General features: G+C 62.8%; 10 protein-coding genes. 5 read left to right on the plus strand and 5 right to left on the minus strand.

Annotated features, from left to right (window positions below; genetic code table 11):
• Window positions 1-214 precede the first annotated feature (214 nt).
• Entirely contained in the window at window positions 215-1,090 is an 876-nt protein-coding gene (locus AC07M1_RS13735) for an OmpA family protein (protein ID WP_495163181.1), read from the minus strand.
• Window positions 1,091-1,808: 718 nt separating this feature from the next.
• Between AC07M1_RS13735 and AC07M1_RS13740 the strand changes: the two genes are divergently transcribed.
• Both AC07M1_RS13740 and AC07M1_RS13745 read left to right on the plus strand, forming a co-directional pair.
• Window positions 1,809-2,246 (plus strand): hypothetical protein, encoded by a 438-nt coding sequence (locus AC07M1_RS13740; protein WP_495163182.1) that lies wholly within the window; start codon window positions 1,809-1,811, stop codon window positions 2,244-2,246.
• A gap of 231 nt (window positions 2,247-2,477) precedes the next feature.
• Window positions 2,478-13,034, plus strand: a complete 10,557-nt coding sequence (locus tag AC07M1_RS13745) for a LysM peptidoglycan-binding domain-containing protein (protein WP_495163183.1) — start codon at window positions 2,478-2,480, stop codon at window positions 13,032-13,034.
• A gap of 1,096 nt (window positions 13,035-14,130) precedes the next feature.
• Here AC07M1_RS13745 and AC07M1_RS13750 read toward each other — a convergent pair.
• The 4 genes from AC07M1_RS13750 to AC07M1_RS13765 form a co-directional block, all read right to left on the minus strand.
• Entirely contained in the window at window positions 14,131-15,615 is a 1,485-nt protein-coding gene (locus AC07M1_RS13750; protein WP_495163184.1) for a S10 family peptidase, read from the minus strand.
• Window positions 15,616-15,825: 210 nt separating this feature from the next.
• On the minus strand, window positions 15,826-17,901 hold the full coding sequence (locus AC07M1_RS13755) for a S9 family peptidase (RefSeq protein WP_495163185.1): 2,076 nt from the start codon (window positions 17,899-17,901) through the stop codon (window positions 15,826-15,828).
• A gap of 259 nt (window positions 17,902-18,160) precedes the next feature.
• Complete coding sequence (gene typA / locus AC07M1_RS13760) at window positions 18,161-19,975, minus strand: translational GTPase TypA (RefSeq protein ID WP_495163186.1); 1,815 nt, start codon at window positions 19,973-19,975, stop codon at window positions 18,161-18,163.
• A gap of 43 nt (window positions 19,976-20,018) precedes the next feature.
• A complete protein-coding gene (locus AC07M1_RS13765) occupies window positions 20,019-20,189 on the minus strand; it encodes a hypothetical protein (protein WP_495163187.1) in 171 nt (56 codons plus the stop codon).
• Window positions 20,190-20,349: 160 nt separating this feature from the next.
• Here AC07M1_RS13765 and AC07M1_RS13770 point away from each other — a divergent pair, with 160 nt between their 5' ends.
• Genes AC07M1_RS13770 through AC07M1_RS13780 form a run of 3 tightly spaced genes read left to right on the plus strand, consistent with a single transcriptional unit; the run spans window position 20,350 to window position 22,765 of the window.
• Window positions 20,350-21,558, plus strand: coding sequence for a toxic anion resistance protein (locus AC07M1_RS13770; RefSeq protein WP_495163188.1), 1,209 nt, complete (start codon window positions 20,350-20,352; stop codon window positions 21,556-21,558).
• An 8-nt stretch (window positions 21,559-21,566) separates the two neighbouring features.
• Window positions 21,567-22,283, plus strand: a complete 717-nt coding sequence (locus tag AC07M1_RS13775; protein ID WP_495163189.1) for a hypothetical protein — start codon at window positions 21,567-21,569, stop codon at window positions 22,281-22,283.
• Window positions 22,283-22,765 (plus strand): hypothetical protein, encoded by a 483-nt coding sequence (locus AC07M1_RS13780; protein ID WP_495163190.1) that lies wholly within the window; start codon window positions 22,283-22,285, stop codon window positions 22,763-22,765. The genes AC07M1_RS13775 and AC07M1_RS13780 overlap by 1 nt, the downstream gene beginning before the upstream one ends.
• Window positions 22,766-22,770: the final 5 nt, after the last annotated feature.

The following is a 22,770-nucleotide window of genomic DNA, read 5'->3' on the forward strand; positions in this document are numbered from 1 at the left end:
GTCGATCTGCCGTTAGCCGGTCCAAACTAGCAAAGTGCCTGGACGCTCGCGTCCGGGCCGCGCTCTTTCTCATTGTTGAATCCGCTGAGCCGTATGCGATCCTGAGCTGCGGGGAAGCGAACGCAATCGAGGTGGCTGCGCGACGTTCCGGCTAAAGGAGCCCTTGTTTTTCTTGAGACTTCTGACGGGGTGAGCGCCGCCCACCCCGTACCCATTACAGGCCTTCGACGGCTTTGCTGACCATGATGTTCACCGCGACGCGGCGGTTCTGCGCCTTGCCTTCAGGCGTGGTATTGTCCGCCAGCGGGTCGGCTTCGGCCATCCCGGTCGGGGTCAGCACGCGATAGGGCTTCCATTTGCACGCCTGCTGCAGATAGTTGACGACGCTGCTCGCGCGCTTCTCGCTCAGCGTCTGGTTGAGCTCCTGGCTTCCCGTCGAATCGGTATAGCCGACGACGAGCAGCAGGGCGTTGTCCATCCCCTCGGCCTGCTGCGCCGCGGCGCAGAGATCGGCCTTCGCTTGGGCTGACAGCACGGCCTTGCCCGTGTCGAAGTTCACGTTGGTCGTGCCCTTGATGTTATATTGGTCGATATCGCCCACGCGGCTGCGCAGCGCGTCCGTCGCCGCGGTCTGCTCGGCAAAGCGCTGGTCGGTGCCGTTATGGATCATCGACGCGGTCCGCAGATCCTTGTTCTGCAGGTTGATCTGGCTCGCCACCAGCGTGTCGCCCGCCTGTAGCGTCTTGATCGTCACTGGCAGGCCGTTGAGCAGCGCGCCCGCCGCGAGCTTGCTGCCGCCCAGGCCCAGGAAGCCGCCGCTGGACTTGATCTTGGTGGCGTCGGTAACGGCAACCACCGTCCGGGCGCCGTCGGCGGCGGTGACCTGCACCTTGTCCCCGCTGCGGGCGGAGATAATGCCCTTGATCTCGGGGCCCTTGGCCATTTCGGCTGCGACAGGCGCCGCCGGGGCGGTGCCATAGATGGATACGTCTGCTGGCGGCTGGGTCTGCTCCTGCGCCGCCAGGCTGGCCGGTACCGCCACGGCACATACGGCCAGCGGCAACAGCGCTCTCTTTGAAATCACTCGCATACTTCACTCCTAAACTCGACCGGTCGGGCGCGCGCACTCGCAGCCGCTTGTCCAATCCCCGCCCGCCGGAAGGCGCAATCGGTCGTCATCGCCCCCTCCATTCTGTTCATGGGATGCGCCGCGAAATCGCGGCACTCGAACCCCACGGGTAGTTGGGTGATCTGCGCAACCGCCAAGTTTGAGTAACGATCCCGGCGCGGTCCGGTTGTGCCGTTAACCGGAGCGGATCGTGCGACGGACCGATGCGGCAACCCAGGAAACCCGCCGATGGGTGGGAAGGTCGGTGCTGCAACCGCTTGGCGCCACCTCGCTGCAAGCCGGTTCACGCCCTGCCCAAACCGCCAACGCCGCGATAAATGCCCGCCGCGGTTAGTGCGCCATCAGATACCGCGACCGCCTGCCAGATGCTCGGAGTTCGGCAATCACTGTGCAAGGTGGTAGCTGTGCCGCGCAAGTGCATGTGTAAAAGCGGAAGTTTCCATATCGGGATAGCGCTTGGTGCTAACGGCTCGATGTTCGCAGCGCGTTGATGTGTCAGGAGAAGCCATGGTGAAACCGGCGTGGATCGCTTCCCTCGCATTCCTGTGCATGTTCGATCCGGCGGCGATGGCCGCCGTCCAATCTACGCCTGTACCCACGGGGGAGGGGACAACCGCATCATCTGGTGGCTCGAACATGGGGCCGGCCTGGTCATCCTGATGAACTCGTCGAACCGCACATGCTGATGGAAGCCTTTCCACGCAAGGTGACGGAATTGCTGTTCGACGGACGGCCCGAAGCAGACAGCATGGTCGCGGCGGCGGCCGTCGCGGATCCGATCCGACGCGATGCCTGGCGCCGGACCCTGCAAATTCCCACCGACCCCGATCGGGCCGCGATGCTTGCGACCCACTATCGCGGCGACCTGCTGGGGGAGGTACGGGTCAGCCGCACCGACCGCCAGACGATATTCGATATGGGCGCCTGGCAGGCGCCCGTGGCATCGCGCGTCGGCTCCGACGGAGCGGTGGAGTTCGTGCTCGTTACGCCGAGTTCACCTTTTCCGTTCATCACGGGCAAGACGGGCGACAACCGCACGCTCACAATCCGTGACGCGCAGATTGTCTATGTTTTCACCGAGGTGAGGCTTCGTCGTCGCCAAGCTCCCACGACGTGAATTGGGTCGACTTCAGCCTGTCCGGTTCTGGTCCGAGCGGCCTTGCTAGCGGACATTCCCTACCCACTCAGCGGACCGGCGTAGCTCAGAGTGCAAACCGCTGCGAAGCATGTGGCCTGGCTCGCGCGACGCTCACGGCCTGTCGTGAAATATTCTCCTAAACTCTGTCCGGATTTCTCCGATCTCGTTCCATCGGGCCAGTTGTGCGTCCGTTGATACGGGGGATTTCCGATGGTTGCCATTTTCACCGGGGCCGGGACGGGTTTCGAGCGGGGATCGGGGAACGTCATCGGCGGAGGCGGGCTGCTGGGCTCGGCGGCGCAGGGACGCGGCGGCGACAACATCTTCCTCAATGCCGCCAACGGCAATCTGCTGATCAGCCGCCAGGACGAGTTCCTGTCGGGCCGCGGTCCGGACGTCGGCATCAACCGCACCTATAACAGCCTTGGCGGCGGCCTCGATGACAATGGCGACAACTGGCGCCAAGGAATGGACCGGCGCGTGTTCGGATTGACCGGTGCGGTCAATACCGCCGGCAGCCACGTCAAGCGAATCGATGGCGATGGCGGGCGCAGGCGTTACGACTGGAACGGCTCAGCCTATGTCGCGACTGACGGTTCGGGCAGCTACGACACGCTGACCCATGATGGGACCAACTGGACCTGGACCGATGGCGACAGCCGGACCACCGAAGTCTATTCGTCCGATGGTTCTGAGTGGCGGATCGTCTCGCAGACCGACACCAGTGGCAACAGCCTGACCTTCAGCTACACTGGCGATAAGTTGACCCGGGTCACGACCGCGAACGGAGAATATACAGAATTCAACTGGGACGGGAACAATCTCATCCAGTTGGTGACCGGCTATAGCGAGGGCGGGGTCGCAAAGACACTGACCCGTACGCGCTACAGCTACGACACTTCCTATAACCGGCTTTCGACCGTCACGGTCGATCTCACGCCGAATGACAATAGCATCAACGACGAGGCGTTCTACAGGACGACTTATACCTACCACGGCAGTTCGAAGCTGGTCGCGACGATCGCCCAGACCGACGGCTCCTATGTCGCGTTCGGCTATGACGGGGCGAACCGCGTCACCTCGATCGCGCAGACCGTGTCCAGCGGCGTCACCCGCACCACCGGCATCGTTTACGGCTCGGATACCACCACCATCACCGATCCGATGAATCAGGCCACCACGCTTCATTATGACGCCAACGGCCAGCTGACCCAGATCACCGCCCCGCCCGCGACCGCCGGAGCGCCCGCTCAGACGGTTCACTTCGCCTATAACGCCAATGGCGACCTGATCCGCTCGGTCGATGCCGGTGGCACGGTCACCAGCTATACCTATGACGCATCGGGCAATCTGCTCACCCGAAGCGACCACACCAGCGTCGCGATTCAGAATGGCATCAACGCGATCGCCACGCTCCAGCCCGACGGCACCTATCGCATCACCAAGACCGGCGGCAGCTCCGGAACCTATGATGCCCAGGTTCAATCATCGCAGGGCATCTCGGGCGATTTCGCGTTGCGCCTGCGCCCGCAGCAGACCAACAAATATATGATGATCGGGGTCTCCCAGAACCCCAATGCCTCGGTCAGCTACAACAATCTCAACTTCGCGATCGAGGCGGCCGACAACAGCAACATCTATTATTACGACAATGTGACCGGCGGTTATGGTGTGTTGACCAGCTACAATGCCGGCGACAGCATCTGGCTGGTCCGCACCGGAAGCACAGTCAACTATTACAAGGGCGCCACGCTCGAGGCGGCCAAGGCTGCCGGATCACTGCGCACCGTCTCCGGCGCCAACGGCACCTATTATTTCGATTCTGCGCTCTATCACAGCAACGGGCTGGCCGATGTTTCACTGACCCCGCTAGTCGAGGGCGCTTACAACAGCGTCACCCGCACCTACAATGCGGCAAATCAGGTCGTCACCGAGACGCGGATATCATCCGATCGCAATTCGGCCAATGCGAGCCAAACCAACCGCTATGTCTATGATGCCGGCAACCGGCTGATCTACACGGTCAGCGCCGAAGGCCATGTCACCCGGTATCTCTACAGCAGCGAAGGCCTGAACACCTGGGTCTACGAGTTCCCTGCCCATCTCTACGACGTCAGCGCGCTGGCGCCGTCGACCGCGCTGTCGCAGACGCAGCTCGACAGCTGGTACAGCAATCTCGAAGCGACCGCGGGCGGCACCTCGCAATTCAACATCCGCCATATCGGCTATGATCTACGCGGAAATGTCGCGGTTCAAATCCAGGGCGGCAGCAACAATGGCGCCGGATCGATCACCGATACCGACGGCTATCAGCACGCCTACTCCTCCTACGATCAGGCCGGACAGCTGCTGAGCCGCTACAAGTCGACGCAGAACACCGAGCATTTCGCCTATGATGGCCTCGGGCGGTTGACGGCATCGACCGACATCAACGGCGGCGTCACCAGCATCTACTTCAACGATGCCGCGACCCAGACCACGGTGACGCTCGCGGGCGGGCTGGTACAGGTCTCGACCTACAGCAAGGCGGGCGAGCTGCTCAGCATCACCGAGGGCGGCGCCTATGCCACCGGCGGCACGGCCTATTCTGCCTATGATCAGAACGGACGACTGCGAGTCGTCACTGACGCGACCGGCAACAAATCCTATTTCCTGTATGATCATGCCGGTCGCAAGGTAGCCGATGTCGCTGGGGATGGCTCGATCGTCGAGTATCGCTACGACGCACGCAACCGGGTAACCGCACGCGTCCGCTATTATTCGCAGCTTACCACCACCCAGCTATCGTTGGTTGCTGATCCCAACACCTATGTCGATATCGCATCCATCCGCCCCACTCCTAACGCTGATGAATGGGTGTGGACCGTCTATGATGCCGAAGGCCGGGTGCTGCAGGCGATCGACGGCGATGGTTCGACCACCAGCTACGACTATGACGCTTCGGGTCAACTGATCCGCACGACCGGCTATTTCAACAAGCTGACCGCCGCCCAGATCGCCGCCTTCAAGCTGGCCGCGCCGACCGGTGTCGTGCTGCCGACAGCAGACACCAGGGACGCGATCGCGCGGGTCTTCTACGACAAGGACGGCCGCAGCATCGGCGCGCTCGACGGCGCGGGCTATGTGAGCCGCATCGCCTATGACCGGGCTGGCCGCAAGGTGAAGGAAGTCGCCTATGCCAAGGCGACCGATCCGGCGCTGCGCGCAAGCGGCACCTTCCAGCAGCTGCTCGACAGCACCAACCCCAATCCCAACCCCGCCAACCGTCAGATGAGCTATGTCTATGACGGTCAGGGCTTGCTGCGGTACCAGATCGACGGGCTCGGCCAGGTCACTGAATATGGCTATAATTCAGGGGTCGCGGGGAGCTCGGTCGGTTTGATCCGCCAGATCACGACCTATGCGACCGCGATCAGCTTCCCTTCGGGTCTGACCTTCGCGGCGGTCAAGGCGGCGATCGCGTCGTCGGGGGCAGCCAGCAACACCGCCAACCGGACGAGTTGGGCGGTCTATGATACCGCCGGACGGGTCGCCTATGCGATCGATGCCGGCGGCGCGGTCACCGGCTTCAGCTACGATAGCAGCGGCCGGGTGACGAAGAAGGTCGAGTACGCGACGCTGCGCGCGACCCCGTCGCTCCCGACCCAGGCGGACATGAACGCCTGGGTGGCCGCCAACCCTGCCGCGACCGATCGCACGACGCGTTTCTACTACGACGCGATGGGCCAGCTGCGCCTGACCGTCGATCCGGAAAACTACGTCACGCGCACCGACTATGACGCCGAAGGCCGGGTGTCCGTGACCTATCGTTACGACACCGCCGTAACGCCGAATGACAGCTGGACGATCGCCGAGGCTTTCGGCGCCCTCAGCGGCACCCACAGCTCAACCAGCGTCACCTATGATGCGCTCGGCCGCGTGCTGTTCGAATATGACGCGACGGGGAGCGTTACCTATTACTGGTACCGCGGCAATGGCCAGCTCGGCTGGCAATCGACCGCATACGGCACCGCCGACCAGGCTGATACGGTCTTTTATTATGACGAAGCCGGACGCGTGCATACGCGGGTCGATGCCAACGGCACGCCCGAAGCGACGACCACGCAATATGCCTATGACGGCCTCGGCAATCTCGTCTCGGTCACCGACCCGCTCAATCGCGTCACGACCTACACGCATGACAAGCTCGGCCGGGTCCTGACCCAGACCAATGCCGCATCGGGCACGGTCAGCTATCAGTATGACTCGTTCGGCAATGTCGTCCGCACCACCGACCAGCGCGGCAATTCGACCTATAATTACTACGACAGCTATGGCCGCGTGATCGCCTCACGCGATGCCGAGAACTATCTGACCCTGACTAGCTATACTGCGTTCAGCGAGGTCGCGACGGTTACGCGAAAGATGATCGCGACCGAAGATCCGATCTCGCTGGATGTGATCCCGACCACCGGCTCACATGTCAACGACGCCACAACGACCTTTGGCTACGACAAGCTGAGCCGCGTCATCAGCACAACCGACGCTGAAATCAAAACCGAATATCGTAACTATGACGCCTTCGGCAAGCTGGTGCGTGCCGAGAACAAGATCGGCGGCGTAGTGTACTACAGCTACAACCGGCGCGGGCAGTTGACGCATGAATATGTTCCCGCACCAATTCACGACAGCGTCGGAAGCCAGGTTGCGGCGGCCTACTACCGCTACATCAACTACTACGACGCGCGCGGCAATCTAACCCATCAGATTGAAGGCTATGTCGAAGGCTATGCTCTGTCCGAGCGCCGCGACACGGCATTCGCCTATGACAAGGCGGACCGGCTGATCTCGAAGACCGGGGGGGCGGTTAAGACAGGGCTGACCAATACCGAGGTCATCCCGGTCGAGATCTATACCTATGACAAGCGCGGCAACCTGATCCAAACTACTGATGCGACGGGCAACCGCACGCTGTCCTACTATGACGATCTCGATCGGAAAGTGGCACAGATCGATGCGACCGGCGCGGTGGTGCAATATATCTACGACGCGACCGGCAACCTCAAACAGACCCGCGCCTTCAACGACCGGATCGGCCTGCCCGCCACGCCGGGCGGTGCCTTCGAAGCGCCAACCGGCGCCGCGCGCGACACCTGGTACAATTACGACAATTTGAATCGGGTGACCTCAAGCTACATCAATGTCAGGCGGGCCGGCTATTGGGACGCGATCACGCAACAGTTCGTCACCCAGACCGCCGAAACACTCCTGGCCGAAACGCTCTACGACTACGACGCCGCCGGGAACGTCATCAAGACGACCGATCCCAATGGCGCCACCGTCTTCTCCTATTACGACAAGCTCGGCCGCAAGACGCACGAGGTCGATCGTGAGAACTTCCTGACCAAATGGGAGTATGACGCCGAGGGCAACGCCCTGACCGAGCGCCGCTACGCGCTCCAGGGCAGTACACCGACCATCACCGCGCCGCCGGTGATCGGCGAGACCACTTCCGACCGTGTCACGCTGTTCAGCTACGACAAGCTTGGCCGCCGCCTTACCGAGACTCGCTATGGGGTCGAGGCGTGGAAGCTCGACGCCGGGACCGGTGTGCTGAACACGGATAACCGCGACGCGACGATCACCTACACCTACAATGCGCTCGGCCAGGTACTGAAGAAGGTCGAGGCCAATGGCGATCCGGCAAACAGCATCCTGGGCGACACCACCAAGTATGAATACGACACCGCAGGTCGCCTGATTAGAGAGGAGCGCGCGGCGTACAAAGATCATACCGGCGCCGAGGTCAGGCCCGAACTGCGTTATTTCTACAACGGCCTCGACCAGCTAACGACCACGATCGAGATCGGCGGCGGCGCCTGGAACAACCGCACCACCGGCAACAGCTACGAAGACGGACGCCTGCGTTTCACCACTGATGCCGACGGGCGCACGCGCAACTATCACTATGACGCCGCCGGCCGCCTGGTTGCCGAAAGCTATGCGCGGATGCTCTCGGCCGGCTATTCGGTCACCGAAGCGATCTTCTACGTCCATGACGCTGCCGGCCGGGTGATCGCGCAGACCTTCGCGCGCTGGGATGGCGCAAACTGGGTCCATACCGACGCCGGCGGCCAAGTCTATGAGGCGACTCGAATGCGCTACAATGCGCATGGCGAACTCATTGGCCGTACGATCACGGCGGGCCTGACGACGCTCAACGAAGAAACCGACTATCGCGAATTCTACAAATATGATGCCGCAGGCCGCATGTGGCAGACCAATGCAGGGGACGGCGTTCGCAAGTTCCAGCTCTACGACAAGGCTGGCCGCCAGACGCTGACGCTGACGTCGGCGGGGGCCGATCTGTCCGCCCTGACCGAGGCCAACTACACCGCCTCGATCACAAGCACCGGCGATACCAACACGGCGAACGCCGTCACCACCGTCACCGTCTATGACAAGCGCGGCATGGCCACCCAGACCCGCGCGCCAGACCGGCAGCTCAACGCCACCACGACCGCCGACATCACAGCCTCGCGCGATTACAACGCGTTCGGAGAAGTCACCAAGGAAACCGATAACTTCGGCAAGGCAACCAGCTTCACCTACAACAATATGGGTCGGCTCCTCCGCAAGGAGGGGCCCACGGTGAAGATCGTCCACGCGCATGGCGGCGAGCAGTGGATCAAGCCCTCGGAGGACTATTATTACGATATCTCGGGCCGCCTGATCGCCACCCGTGACGCCAATGGCACTTATGGTACCTATGGCATCGACGGCATCACCGAAAATGCCCCCGCCGCCAAGCTGGCCGACACCGGCAACCTCACCCGGCGCATCCTACTCGCGGGCACCGGCCATGGCGGTGGCGAGGCGCTGACGACCAGGGAGATCCGCGCCGACGACCGGAGCTTCCGCACGCTCTACGACCGGTTCGGTGACGCCCGCATCCTGCGCAACGAACTCTACTATCGGGATGATCTGACCGGCATCGACAATGCTGCCGTCACCGACGAACACTACAGCTACGACGGCATGGGCCGCGTCACCTCGATCCTCCGTCGCGACGGGCTGCTGACCGAGGAGTATCGCTACGACGGCCTCGGCCAGCGGATCCAGCAGTGGAACTCGTTCCAGGGGTCGGGCAACAAGGCGCTGACCGACTATGACATCCAGGGCCGCGTCATCTCATCAGTGACGATCGGCGGCGATACCACCACCACCAGCTACCAGTGGAGCAATAGCCTCGTCACCACCGGTCTCGGCACGTTCGGCGGTTGGACGAAGACGACCCTGAACGCCGCCGGCCGCACCATGACCGAACGGCATGACATGTTCGATCGCCTGGTCGACAAGATCGACTTCGGCGGCAACGACACCGATTTCACCTTCGACAAGGGCGGTCGTCTCGCCACCCAGGCCATCGGTGGCGGAACCATGACGTTCAGCTGGTTCAACACCGGCCTGGTCGGCAGCGTCACCACAACCGGGGGCTCCGGTTTCGACACGATCGTCTCGACCTATGGATATGATGCGGCAGGTAACCGCACCTTTGAAGGCCAGGCGGGTACGGTTCACAGCTACTATTTGCCCTGGGGCACAACCTCCGCCTGGCAGTCGCTTCAGAACACGACGATCACCTATGATGCGCACGGCCGCATGACCCAGGTCACCGATCGCGACGCCAGCAACAATGTCCGCGCCAGCATCACCAACAGCTATGACGCCAACGGCAATGTGCGCCGGACCCAGACCACCTATCCCAACCTCGCTTATCCCCAGTACGGCAATATCAACGAGGATAAATGGTATCGTTACGACACCATGAACCGGATGACGGTGGCCGACGGTATCCTCTACAACAACCAGGTCGTCAGCGGGTACATGGGTACCGACATCACCTATGACGCCGCCGGACGCCGCGCGACGGTAACCCGAAAGACGTCGCTGACCGGTTATGCCCTAAGCTGGTACTGGTATCCTGGACGTTCGCCGGAAGAGACCGGATGGGCGGAACCGATGTCCCCGGGCATCAACGGCGATTATGAATATCGAACGGTCGGCTATACCGGCGACCGCCGCGAGGAGTATCGATACAACGCCAAAGGCGAACTGATCGGCGTCTACTTCGCCGATGAGGGCTATTCCGACAATGGCGACGGAACCGCCAGCGGCGACGGTACGATCGGCCCGGCGGTACAACGAGCAAGAACCGACCGGGACGCGCTGGGCCGCACGACACGCTATCAGGAGTATAACGCCGCCGGATCGGTGACGCAGGACCGATACAACATCGTCTATAACGCCGCCGGACAGGTGACCTCGGAAAGCGTGAGCCAGCTCAAGATCGAGACCGGGGCGCACAATACCTATCTCACCCACACGACCAATGGCTATGGCGCGGGTGGCCTGCTCGGCTGGACCACTGCCACCCTGCTCAAGAACAACAATGACGGCGCGGTGCCCAATACGCGCGACGATTACGCCTATACCTGGGCCGACGACGCACGGCTGCTGACCAGCACGCATGACAGCGACACCGGATCGGGCTCCAATCCGACTTGGACCTCCAGCTACACCTATGATGGCCTCGGACGCCTCGCCTATGTCCACATCGCCGACGGGCGGGTGCGCACGGTCAGCTTCACCTCGAATGTCGAGGGTCAGGCGCTGCTGCGCAAGGAGCGCAGTGGCGCCGCCGCCAATCCGGAGGATCAGCGGATCTTCGTGGCGGGGGTTGAGGTCGGTTCGATCACCAACAACGGCAACAACGATCCCACCAAGGCGACCTACACCCAGAATCTCGACTATATTCGCAACTGGACGCCCAACAGCCAGAGCGCGGCGTTCCGCTGGAACACCAACGGCGGGGTGACCGACGGCAGCTACGGCCCGCCGGGCTATGATCCGATCAATCCCTATTCCGATGGCGTTCAGGGTGCCGGCAGTGTCGGTTACATGGTGCGGAGCGGCGACACGCTCGGCAGCATCGCCGCGCAGCTATGGGGCGATTCCAGCCAATGGTACCGGATCGCGGAGGCCAACGGCATCTCGGGCGGCGCCACATTGGTCGCGGGCACGCAGCTGCGCATCCCGGACCAGCTTCCCAGCGCCTACAACAACGCCTCGCGCTTCCGCCCCTATGATGCCGGCGGCGCATTGGGCGATCTCTCACCCACCGCCGCGCCCAAGCCGCCGAAGAAGAATGGCTGCGGCATCGTCGGCCAGATCATCATGATGGCCGTGGCGATCGCGATCACCGCGGTGATCAAGGTTCCGGTCGCCAAGCTGTTTAGCGGCCTGTTCGCGGGCGTCGGTGCCGGTGCGACCACCGCTGCGGTGGCTGGAGGCATTGTGGGCGGCGCGGTGACCGCCGCCGCCGCGAGCGCCGGCAGCCAGCTGTTCGGGATGGCGACAGGCATCCAGCAGGGCGGGTTCAACTGGAATGCCGTCGGCATCGCTGCGCTTAGCGCGTTCATGCCGACGGTATCCGTGGACAACATCGCGGGCAGCCAGTTCCTCGGCAAGATCGCCGGTGGCGCGATCACCAGCGCGATCTCGCAAGGCGTCGGACGGTTGACCGGGCTTCAGAAGAAGTTCGACTGGGCGGCGGTGGCGACCGCCGGTCTCAGCCAGGCCGTGCCGGGCGCGGTCGGCGGCATGTTCAAGTCACCGGGAAGCCCGCTCGTGCAGGTCGCGGCCGTCACCGCTAACTCGGTCTCCACCGCGGCGGCGCGCAGTCTCATCGAGGGCACCAGCTTCGGCGACAACCTCGTCGCCACGCTACCGGACATGGTGCTGACGCTGGGAAGTCTGGTGGTGAACGAAGTAAAGACTTCCCGCGCGCGGAGAGAAGACTCGTCTAGCGAGAAGCCTCTCGGCGCTGAGATTGGCGATATTGTTGCTACAAAACTGAGATCGAAGAATAATACTTCGGTTACGGCGCCGATAAGTGCCTATGATGCCAGTTGGGCGAATGCAGATGGCCTAATTGATAGCGAAGTACAACATGAAGAAATTGTGATTACGTCTGCTCCGTTACGGGATGCCGTTTATCTGAGGGTTGATGCCTCACTCCAGCCGATCGGCAACGTCAGGGTGGAAGAAGATCTTGGTCCCCTTGCTAATGGTGATGACAGGAGGTTTGGCAATCCGTTTAGAATGCGGTCTGGGCGCACATTCCTCTTTGGAGGAGCGGGTAACGATCCGAACCTTGATTATCTTCCGAAATGGAAGTCTGCATTTGAATCCGCCGGGATTGGAGGCATCGAAATTACCAGGGGTGATTTCAGCTATGGGAATGCGCTTGGATCGCCTGGCGGAATGATAGTTGATGCCATAAATGTTATAGAGTTTAACAATCTATTCGACAAATCGTACTACAATATTGGAGATTTGAGCGCGTTAAACTCTTATGATGGTCAGATAAATCTTATAGGATATTCATACGGAGCAATTGTTGCTGCGCAAAAGTCGTTAACCATGGCTTATTCTGGCGCAAAGGTGGATAATGTTGTCCTTGTTGGGGCGCCTATCAACAAAGATCTACTTAATGGATTAGTGTCTCATCCGAACATAGGTCGGGTTACTGTGATAAATCTGTCGGAATACGGTGACCCCATCTACGCAGGGATGAGCGACCAGTCTATAATCTCATCAACCGGCAGGCTGGCATATCAGATGACGCAGGGTTCCGGTCATTTTGTATATGGGCAAAATGGCAAAATCGCGGACCAGAGAAGAGATACGTTAGGCCGAATTCTCTACCAGAGCGGGGTGAGGTAAATGAAGCGGGCATTCGCTGCCGTACCGAAAGCGCACCGCAGGATCGCCACGGCAGGCACCACCCGAGCGCGCCCCTTCCTTCTTGGCGGCTCATAGTGTTGAAGAGGCCCTGCTAGGCCGCCCTGCTCCCGCGCAATTGCTCACTAAGGCTATGAAAACTAGTATCCTTTGCTAAAGTATGTCACTCTGATCGGCGAAGCTAAAGACTAGGCTGATATGTTCGAAGAACGAGTTTCGAAACAGATGCAGGCGGCGGATATGGCGGAGTGAGGCGTCCTTCCATAGGCGCGCCCATGGGTTGGCTGTTAGGAGCAGTGGTCTCTCTTGCGGTGTGCTGGATACCCGGCAGCTGGTTGTTGTTTGTTGTCGCCATGTCCATCGGCTTTTCTGACTTCAGCGCGCCCTTCAGATGGCTGGTCCTTATAGCGACACTTATCGTTATTGGCGCCGGGGCGTTCCTACTCGCGAGAACTATAAAGCGAGCGTTGACGGCTAGGGAACCGAGCGCTTGAAACTGTTGGAGGCGCGGTGACAGTTTAGTAGATTCGCAAAACCGCCCGCCCCTTGCAATGTAGGATTTCGCCTGCTCCACTCGAGCCGTCGGAGCATCGTCCGGCCGCTCTTTGACTCCGTCGAACCGCGCCGCCTGACACCCGCGCGAAAGACCGGCCAGATGTGTCAACTTCGTCAACCGAAGTTGACACCATCACCCGCGCTCCGCGTCACGCCGCTAGCTTCGTCCGCCTCTCGCGCACGCGTAAGAGCGTGACTTTTGGGACTTTCCACCGCTCTCGCGGTGCATCCGCCGAACCCAGGCCGGCTACTTCGGGCAAAGTCTAAAGTCCGCTACCCACCCAACGGCGGACGGCGGACCATCACTTGAACGAACGGCGGGTTTCGGGCTTGTCCGCATGCCGCGGGGCCCGGCAAGATCTCCGGACCGGCGATCATTCTCGACACGGGCAATCCGCGCATGGCCTTCGGTTCGCCCGGCGGCGAGACGCAGCTTCCCGCGCTGGTCAACCTGGCTGGCCGACGCATGCCGATCCCGGCGGCGATAAGGGCGCGGCACTGACCGTTCAGGCCGCGCGTCGCTTCAGCGATACATCGCCTGCGCGTCTCGTTTGAACTCGGCGCCGCTATCGGGACGGCTGTAGAACATGTGCCCGCCGGCATAGACGCGCAGCGCTACCCGCTCCTGTTGGCCAAAGGCGGGCATCTGGTCGATGATGAGGCGCGAAGCGAAATAGGGGCAGGACAGGTCGTCCCAGCCATGCACGATCAGCACGTGCATCTTGGGATCGGCGGCGATCGCCTTGCGCAGGTCGGTCACTGGCGTATCGGCGGGCTTGCCGCGATCCCAGGCCGAATTCACCGCATAGGAGAGCGCATAGTAGCGCGCATCGGTCTTCCACCCCAGCTCGCGCGTCATGAAATCAACCGCAGCGCTGGTAGTGGGCGCGATCAGCGCGTCGAGCAGCGGATCATTCGATCGCTGCTGCGGCGACCAGGGGAAGGGGTCGAAGGCGGTGACGTTCGAGTCATAGACGCTGCCGACCTTGCCCTCGTCGCGGCGAATCTCTCGGAGGAATGTGCGGGTATCCACGCGCCCGCCCAGACGCCGGACCAGCGCCGGATCCAGCCCGGTCAGCTCGGTCACCCGCTGGACAATGCGTCCGGTCGCCTCGGGATCCGAGCGGCCGCGCAACAGGTCGCGTGCGAAATCGCCGCGCGTATAGGCCTCGACCTCCGCCATTGCCGCAGCTGTCAGGCGATGCTGCCGCTCCAGATTGGCGGCCGCCATCGAGGGGAGATCGATCATCCAGGGCAACGGCGAGAGCGCAGTGGCGTCGTCACCCGAGGCGGGATCGAGATAGGGCGAAACCATGATGAGCCCGTTCACGCCCACCCCGATCTGCGACTGGAGCTCATAGGCGATGCGTGGCGCGCGATAGCCGCCATAGCTTTCGCCCATCACATATTTGGGCGAGCGCAACCGGCCTTCCTTCACCAGCCAGTCGAACACGACCTTCGACAAATAACGGATGTCGGGGTCGTTGCCGTAAAAGGCCTTCTTGGTCTCCGCTTCGTCGACCAGGCTTCGGCTGTAGCCGGTCCCGATCGGATCGATGAAGACGAGATCGGTGAAATCGAGCCAGCTATTGGCATTGTCGGCGGCAATCGGCGCGTCGGAGGGCGCGTCGCCCTGCGCCCCGAACTGGACTCGCTTCGGCCCCACCGCGCCAAAGTTGAGATAGACTGACGAGGCGCCCGGTCCGCCGTTGAAAGCGAAGGTGACCGGGCGACCGGGGCCAGCGCCAGGCACGGTATAGGCGGTGTAGACCACCTCGCCGATCACCTTGCCCTTGGCGTCGCGCACGGGAATGTTTCCGACGGTCGCATTGTAGGCAATGACGCGCCCGCCGATCCGTGCCGATTGCGCGATCGACTTGTCAGCCGGCAGCGGCGGCAACTTGCTCTCGTCCTTCTTCTCGGTGGCCGCAGGCGTCTTGGCATCCTGGCCATGGGCAGTGGCCGCCACGCTCAGGGCGAACAATGCGGCGATCAGACGAAAGGACAAGGCATCGACTCCCTCAGAATGTGGCTACTCTTGTTGCAACGCCGACCGTCCTTGAGCAATCCGCACCGACATACCATCACGGACAACCGGTTCCATTCGGGCATGTGTGGACCGAATAGGGACGCCGGATGAAGTGGTTTGCGGGGCGGGCACTTGCAGTGAGACCCATCTCGTCACCGCCAGATACCAGCTCCAACAAGCCCTCGCCGCCTAGTTCGCCGGTGCGGAGGCACCTCGATAGCGATCGAACCAGGCAAGGATTGCGCTCGCCTTGGCCGCCGATTGTGACGGACGACTGGTGAAGCCGCCGTGACTCGCACCGGGCACCTTGACCAATGCAGTTGGCACGCCGGCGATCTGGAGTGCGGCATAATATTGCTCGCTCTCGCTCACCGGTGTCCGATAGTCCTCGCTGCCGACCACCACCAAAGTGGGGGTCTTGACGTTACCGACGAGGCTCAGTGGCGATCGGTTCCAATAGCTCATGGGGTCTTCCCATGGCAGCTTCGTGAACCAATAGCGCGACGTGAACAACGTGTTGTCCATGGTCAGCGCCTCGCTGATCCAATTGATCACCGGCTTCTGCGTAGCCGCGGCCTTGAAACGGTTCGTCTTGCCGACAATCCATGATGTCAGCACGCCGCCGCCCGACCCGCCAGTGACGAACAGGTTGCTCGGATCGGCGACGCCCTCGGCAATCGTCGCGTCGACTGCGGCCATCAGGTCGTCATAATCCTGGCTGGGATAGTTCTTGTCGATCAAGTTGGCGAATTCGGCACCATAGGAGGTCGAGCCGCGCGGGTTGGTCCACAGCACGGCATAACCGCCAGCGGCATATAGCTGCACGTCGGTAGCGAAGGTCGGGCCATAGGCCGAGTGCGGGCCGCCATGGATTTCGAGGATCAGCGGTATGCGCGTGCCCGGCTGCCAGCCTGGTGGCATGGCGAGCCACGCGTCGATCGGTCGGCCGTCGGGTGCGGTAACGGCGACCTTGCGGACCGGCGCGAGCGCCTTGGACGCCGTGAGCACCTGATTGAGCTCGGTCAAGCGGCGCGGCTTGCCGCCGCTCGTCACCCACACGTCCGCGGGCGCGGAGGCGTCGCCCCCGGTGTAAGCGATCGTGCCGGTGCGTGAGACCGAGAAGTCGCCGCCAGTGTACGGCCGATCGAGCCCGCCGCCGGCGAGATTGTCAGCCACCACGATGGAGCGCCCGTCCATGCCGATGCGGGCCAGCTTGCGCCGCCCCTTGTCATCGTAGGTCGCATAGAGCGCGCGGCCGTCCGCCGCCCATTGCGCGTCCTCGATCGACCGGTCGAGGGAGGCGGTGAGCGACCGTGGATTGCCGGCACTCGCATCGCCGACATACAGCTCGGCATTGGTATAAGCGCGGCGCTTGTCGTCGAAGCCAATCCACGCGATGCGATCCCCGTCGTTGGAGAAGCGCGGCGCCCCATCGGGGCCGTCGCGGCTCGTCAACGTGCGCATCGCGCCCGACGCGACGTCGACGGCGATCACGTCGGAGTTCATCACCTGCCGCTCGGCATCGGGGCCGCGGATCGCGGAGAACAGGATCGTGCGGCCGTCCGCGCTCCACGAGAGCGGGCCGCCATCATCAAACTTGCCGAAGGTTAGTTGTTGCGCTGCGCCACCGCTCGCCGCGACGACGAACAGATGGTCGTAGCCTGGCTTGCGATAGCCAGGGCCGTCGTTGCGATATGTGACGCGCTCGATCACTTCCAGCGGCTCGGCCCATTTCGCGCCTTCGGGCTTGGCGGGCGCCTTGCCGAGCTTGCTCGGCTCACCAGCAACAGTCGCGATATAGGCGAGGCGGCTGCCGTCGGGCGACCAGGCGAGGCTGTTGGGATCGCCGGGCAGGTTCGTCACCCGTGCGCTGGCGCCGCTGTCAAGCCAGCGGACGAACAGCTGCGAGCGCTCGCCATCGCCCGCGACATAGGCGATGCGCGTGCCATCGGGCGACCAGCGCGGGCTGGAACCGCTGGTGGCGAACGGCGATTGCCTACCACTCGCCACGTCGATCAACCACAGCGAGGACTGCATCCGGTCGGTCATGATGTCGCCGCTGCGGCGCACATAGACGATCGTACGGCCGTCAGGACTGATCTGCGGGTCGGCGGCGATCGACAGCCCGAACAAATCAGCGCCGGTGAACGTGCGCGTCGGGCCATCGGCAAGCGTGGCGTTGGTCTGCGGCTGGGCGGCGGCAGGCACATCGAAGGCGGGCAGGGCGATGGTGGTGCAGGCGAGGAGGAAAGCGATACGGCGCATGGGAGACTCCAGCGTGATGCGGCTATGAAGCGCGATCGGGCGTTGAGCGCAAGCTACGAGTGATGACGACGTAGCCGCGCAGCGTCGGCGCGGGGTTCCAGCCGTTCAATGTGGCGGGCGTTGTAACGGCCTCTGCTGGGCCGATAGCGGACTGCGGGCATCGGCTGAATGAACGGCAGCAATGAGGGGGCAAAGTGGTCATGGAAAAGGCGCCGAAGTTTCCCCCGGCGCCCTCCAATCTCAAACCTGATCCGGCGGCTTACGCGGCCTTCGCCCGGCTCGCGCGCTTGCGCTCGTGCGGGTCCAGGTGGCGCTTGCGCAGGCGGATGGTCTTGGGGGTCACCTCGACCATCTCGTCGTCGTCGATATACGCGATGGCCTGTTCCAGCGTCATCTTCTTCGGCGGGGTCAGGCGGATCGCATCGTCCTTGCCCGACGAGCGGACGTTGGACAGCTGCTTCGCCTTCATCGGATTGACCTCGAGGTCGTCCGGCTTGGCGTTCTCGCCGATCACCATGCCCTCGTACAGTGCCTCGCCATGGCCGACGAACAGAATGCCGCGCTCTTCCAGCGTGTTGAGCGAATAGGCGTTCGCCTCGCCCGCGCCGTTGGAGATCAGCACACCGTTCTTGCGGCCTTCGATGCTGCCCTTGTGGGGGCCGTACTTCTCGAACAGCCGGTTCATGATGCCGGTGCCGCGCGTGTCCGACAGGAACTCGCCATGGTAACCGATCATGCCGCGCGAGGGGGCGCTGAAGGTGATACGGGTCTTGCCGCCGCCGGAGGGACGCATGTCGGTCATCTCGGCCTTGCGGATGTTCATCTTGTCGACGACCGTGCCCGAATGCTCCTCGTCCACGTCGATGATGACCGTCTCATACGGTTCCATCTTCTGGCCGTCCTCGTCACGGAACAGCACGCGCGGGCGGCTGATGCCGAGCTCGAAGCCCTCGCGGCGCATCGTCTCGATCAGCACGCCGAGCTGAAGCTCGCCGCGGCCGGCGACTTCGAACGAATCGCGGTCGTCGGCTTCGGTGACCTTGATCGCGACGTTCGATTCGGCTTCGCGGAACAGGCGGTCGCGGATCATGCGCGACGTCACCTTGGTGCCCTCGCGGCCCGCCATCGGGCTGTCGTTGACGGCGAAGCGCATCGACAGCGTCGGCGGATCGATCGGCTGCGCCTGGATCGCGTCGCTCACCGAGGTGTCGGCGATGGTGTTCGAAACGGTCGCGACTGTCAGGCCCGCAAGCGAAATGATGTCGCCTGCCTGCGCCTCGTCCACCGGCACGCGGTCAAGGCCGCGGAACGACATGATCTTCGATGCGCGGCCGGTCTCGATGACCTTGCCGTCCATATCGAGCGCGTGGATCGGCTGGTTGACCTTGAGCTTGCCACTGGTGACGCGGCCGGTGAGCACGCGGCCAAGGAAGTTGTCGCGGTCGAGCAGCGTCACCAGGAAGGTGAAGGGTGCATCGACATCCAGCGCCGGCGGCGGCACGTGATCGACGATCTTCTTGAACAGCGGGGTCAGCGTGCCCTCGCGCAGCGTCGGGTCCTCATTGGCATAGCCGTTGCGGCCCGACGCATAGAGCACCGGGAAGTCGAGCTGCTCGTCGGTCGCGTCGAGCGACACGAACAGGTCGAACACCTCGTCCAGCACTTCCTGGATGCGCTCGTCGGGACGATCGACCTTGTTGACCACGACGATCGGACGCAGGCCGAGCGCGAGCGCCTTGCCGGTCACGAACTTGGTCTGCGGCATCGCGCCTTCCGACGAATCCACCAGCAGGACGACCCCGTCGACCATCGACAGGATGCGCTCCACCTCGCCGCCGAAGTCGGCGTGGCCCGGGGTGTCGACGATGTTGATCCGCGTGCCTTCCCACTCGACCGAGGTCGGCTTGGCGAGAATGGTGATCCCGCGCTCCTTCTCGAGGTCATTCGAGTCCATCGCGCGCTCTTCGACGCGCTGGTTGTCGCGGAAGGTGCCTGACTGGCGGAAAAGCTGATCGACGAGCGTGGTCTTGCCATGATCGACGTGGGCGATGATCGCCACGTTACGAAGGTTCATGCGAATATCCTGGATCCCGCTGAATCGCGGGTTGCGCGCGCCCTTAGCGGAATTTGTGCGGCGCGGGAAGTGCCGGCGATTCCTCGGCCGGTTCGGCCCTGAGGCGATAGGTCTTGCCGAGATCGACAGCCGCAGGAGCCGCCTGCGCAGCCGTGGAGACCGGCACCCAGACCGCGATCGAACCGGCAATCATCATCTTCAGCCTGCGTTCCATGCCACCCATCCTAGCGGCCATATGTTAACAGGCCGCGTCGTTCGGAACCCTGATAAGATCGGTCTGTTGCACCCGAATGCAAGTGTATTATATTGCCGATACACTTGAAGCGTGCGCGGTTCCCGTTCATCTTACACGGAACCGCTGGAGAGATGGGCACATGGCGACCGAGACTGCGACTGCCGAGAAGACTGACGATCTGGTGCTGACTGCGCCCGAGCCGCTGAAGGAACGCGCCCCCGAGAAGATGGCCGGCCTGGTTCCCGTCGACGACGGCAAGAAGGGCGAACTGGTCAGCCGGGTCGAGACCTTCATCGACGATCTGGTTGCGCAGGACGTGAACTCTCCGGAGTTCGGCAAGCGCGTCGACGCGATCACCGCGATGGGATCGAAGGAGATCCGCGATGCCGCAGGCCAGTCGAACCGTTTTCTCGACCGGCCGGTGCGCGCGATGGACAAGGATGTCGGCGTCGGCAAGGATCTGGCCGAGCTGCGTCGGGTGGTCGAGGATCTCGATCCCGGCAAGAAGGGCGACCTGACCCAGCGCAAGAAGCTGTTCGGGATCATCCCGATGGGCAACAAGCTGCGCAACTATTTCGACAGCTACAAGTCGAGCCAGACGCACATCGCCGCGATCCTGAAGAGCCTACAGTCGGGCAAGGACGAACTGCTGATGGACAATGCCGCGATCGACGTGGAGCGGCAGAACCTGTGGGCGGCGATGGGTCGGCTGGAGCAGATGATCTACATCTCGAAGGAGATGGACCAGCGGCTCGAGGACAAGGCCCTGGAACTGGATCACACCGATCCGGCAAAGGCCAAGGCGGTCCGCGAGACCGCGCTCTTCTATACCCGCCAGCGCACCCAGGACCTGCTGACGCAGATGGCGGTGACGGTGCAGGGCTATCTGGCGCTCGACCTGGTCAAGAAGAACAATGTCGAGCTGGTGAAGGGCGTCGACCGCGCATCGACCACCACCGTCGGCGCGCTGCGCACGGCGGTCACGGTGGCACAGGCACTGACCGCGCAGCGGCTGGTGCTCGACCAGATCACCGCACTCAACACCACCACCGCGAACATCATCGATTCGACCGGCAACCTGCTCAAGCAGAATACCGCGATGGTGCACGAGCAGGCGGCGGCGAGCACGATCCCGATCGAGACGCTGCAGCGCGCGTTCCAGAATATCTACGACACGATGGACGCGATCGACACGTTCAAGCTCAAGGCGCTCGACAATATGAAGACCACGGTCAACGTGCTGTCGAACGAGATGGAGAAGTCCAAGGGCTATATCGCCCGCGCCGAGGGCGCCGCGCAGAACCAGATTTCGGGCGGGGCCGAGCAGTTCAAGCTGGAGGCGCTGTAAGTACCGCCATGCACAGTGAGATCGATCGTGAAATTGCCCGGGCCGATGCGGTGCTCAACCGCTCGCGTGAGCGCTACACCACGCTGAACGCACGCGCCAATAAGCGGCGCAAGACGGAAATCCTGACGCGGGTCGGCCGGATTGCCGGTGCCGCGGGCGTGATCCTGATCGGCGCGATGATCCTGGGCTGGTTCCTGCCGCTCGGCATGGGTGGCGCTCTGGCCGTGATGGCGTTGCTGATCGCCACGACGTTGTTCTTTGGCCTTTCGCCGACGAGCAAGGAGGTCGCGCCTGAGAAGTTTGGTGAAGCGGCGCTCGCGACGTTGCCGCTGCGTACCGAAGAATGGCTCGATCGCCAGCGGAGCACGCTGCCGGGCGCAGCGATGCCGCTGCTCGATTCGATCGGGATGAAGCTCGACGTGATCGCGGGGCAGCTCAAGACGCTCAACGAGGGCGAACCCGCGGCAGCCGAAGTGCGCAAGCTGATCGGCGAGCAGCTGCCCGAGCTGGTCAAGGGCTATCAGCGCGTGCCGCAGAATCTGCGCGGGCAAGACCGGTTCGGTCAGTCGCCCGACAAGCAGCTGGTCGATGGCCTGAGCCTGATCGACCAGGAGATTTCCGATATGTCTAGGCAATTGGCACAGGGCGACCTGGATGCGCTGGCGACGCGTGGCCGGTACCTTCAGGTCAAGTATCGGGGCGACGACGAGGTTGCCGGGGCCTGATGCCCGTCATGCTCATCGCAGCGCCGGTGCTGATCGCGGCGGCGGCGCTCGTTGAGCCACGAGGCGGCGTCTATACGCCGCCGGTCGGTAGCGTTGAGCGCTCAGCGATCATCAAGACGCTGAAGGAGGGCGGGGACCCGCGATCGCGCTATACCTTCAAGCGCTTTCATGTCCTTCGTCAGCACGGCCGCGCGATTTCCTATGTCGAAGGGCAGGGCGATATCGGCGGGTTCCAGGTGATCCTGACCCGTGAGGACGATGCGCCCTGGCGCATGGTGTGGAGCGAAGGCGACGGCGGCAGCGACAGCTGCGCCGCTGGTGCGCGACACTATGAATGGGCCGTGCGGCTCATCCAATCCTACAGTGTCGCGCCCGACCGGCTGTTTCCTGGTATTACCGCCCGGACGCGCGAACTGAATCGGATGGCGACGAGTGAGCCGGAAACGCAGTGCGTCGGCGATCTCGATGGCGGGCCGCAATAGGCGCT

It is taken from the genome of Sphingomonas sp. GW821-FHT10C01, assembly GCF_059415525.1.

Bases quoted from the DNA above. Each gene is read 5' to 3' on its own strand.
- AC07M1_RS13735 (WP_495163181.1), bottom strand. From the start codon at position 1,090: ATGCGAGTGATTTCAAAGAGAGCGCTGTTGCCGCTGGCCGTATGTGCC.
- AC07M1_RS13740 (WP_495163182.1), top strand. From the start codon at position 1,809: ATGCTGATGGAAGCCTTTCCACGCAAGGTGACGGAATTGCTGTTCGAC.
- AC07M1_RS13745 (WP_495163183.1), top strand. From the start codon at position 2,478: ATGGTTGCCATTTTCACCGGGGCCGGGACGGGTTTCGAGCGGGGATCG.
- AC07M1_RS13755 (WP_495163185.1), bottom strand. From the start codon at position 17,901: ATGCGCCGTATCGCTTTCCTCCTCGCCTGCACCACCATCGCCCTGCCC.
- typA (WP_495163186.1), bottom strand. From the start codon at position 19,975: ATGAACCTTCGTAACGTGGCGATCATCGCCCACGTCGATCATGGCAAG.
- AC07M1_RS13765 (WP_495163187.1), bottom strand. From the start codon at position 20,189: ATGGAACGCAGGCTGAAGATGATGATTGCCGGTTCGATCGCGGTCTGG.
- AC07M1_RS13770 (WP_495163188.1), top strand. From the start codon at position 20,350: ATGGCGACCGAGACTGCGACTGCCGAGAAGACTGACGATCTGGTGCTG.
- AC07M1_RS13775 (WP_495163189.1), top strand. From the start codon at position 21,567: ATGCACAGTGAGATCGATCGTGAAATTGCCCGGGCCGATGCGGTGCTC.
- AC07M1_RS13780 (WP_495163190.1), top strand. From the start codon at position 22,283: ATGCCCGTCATGCTCATCGCAGCGCCGGTGCTGATCGCGGCGGCGGCG.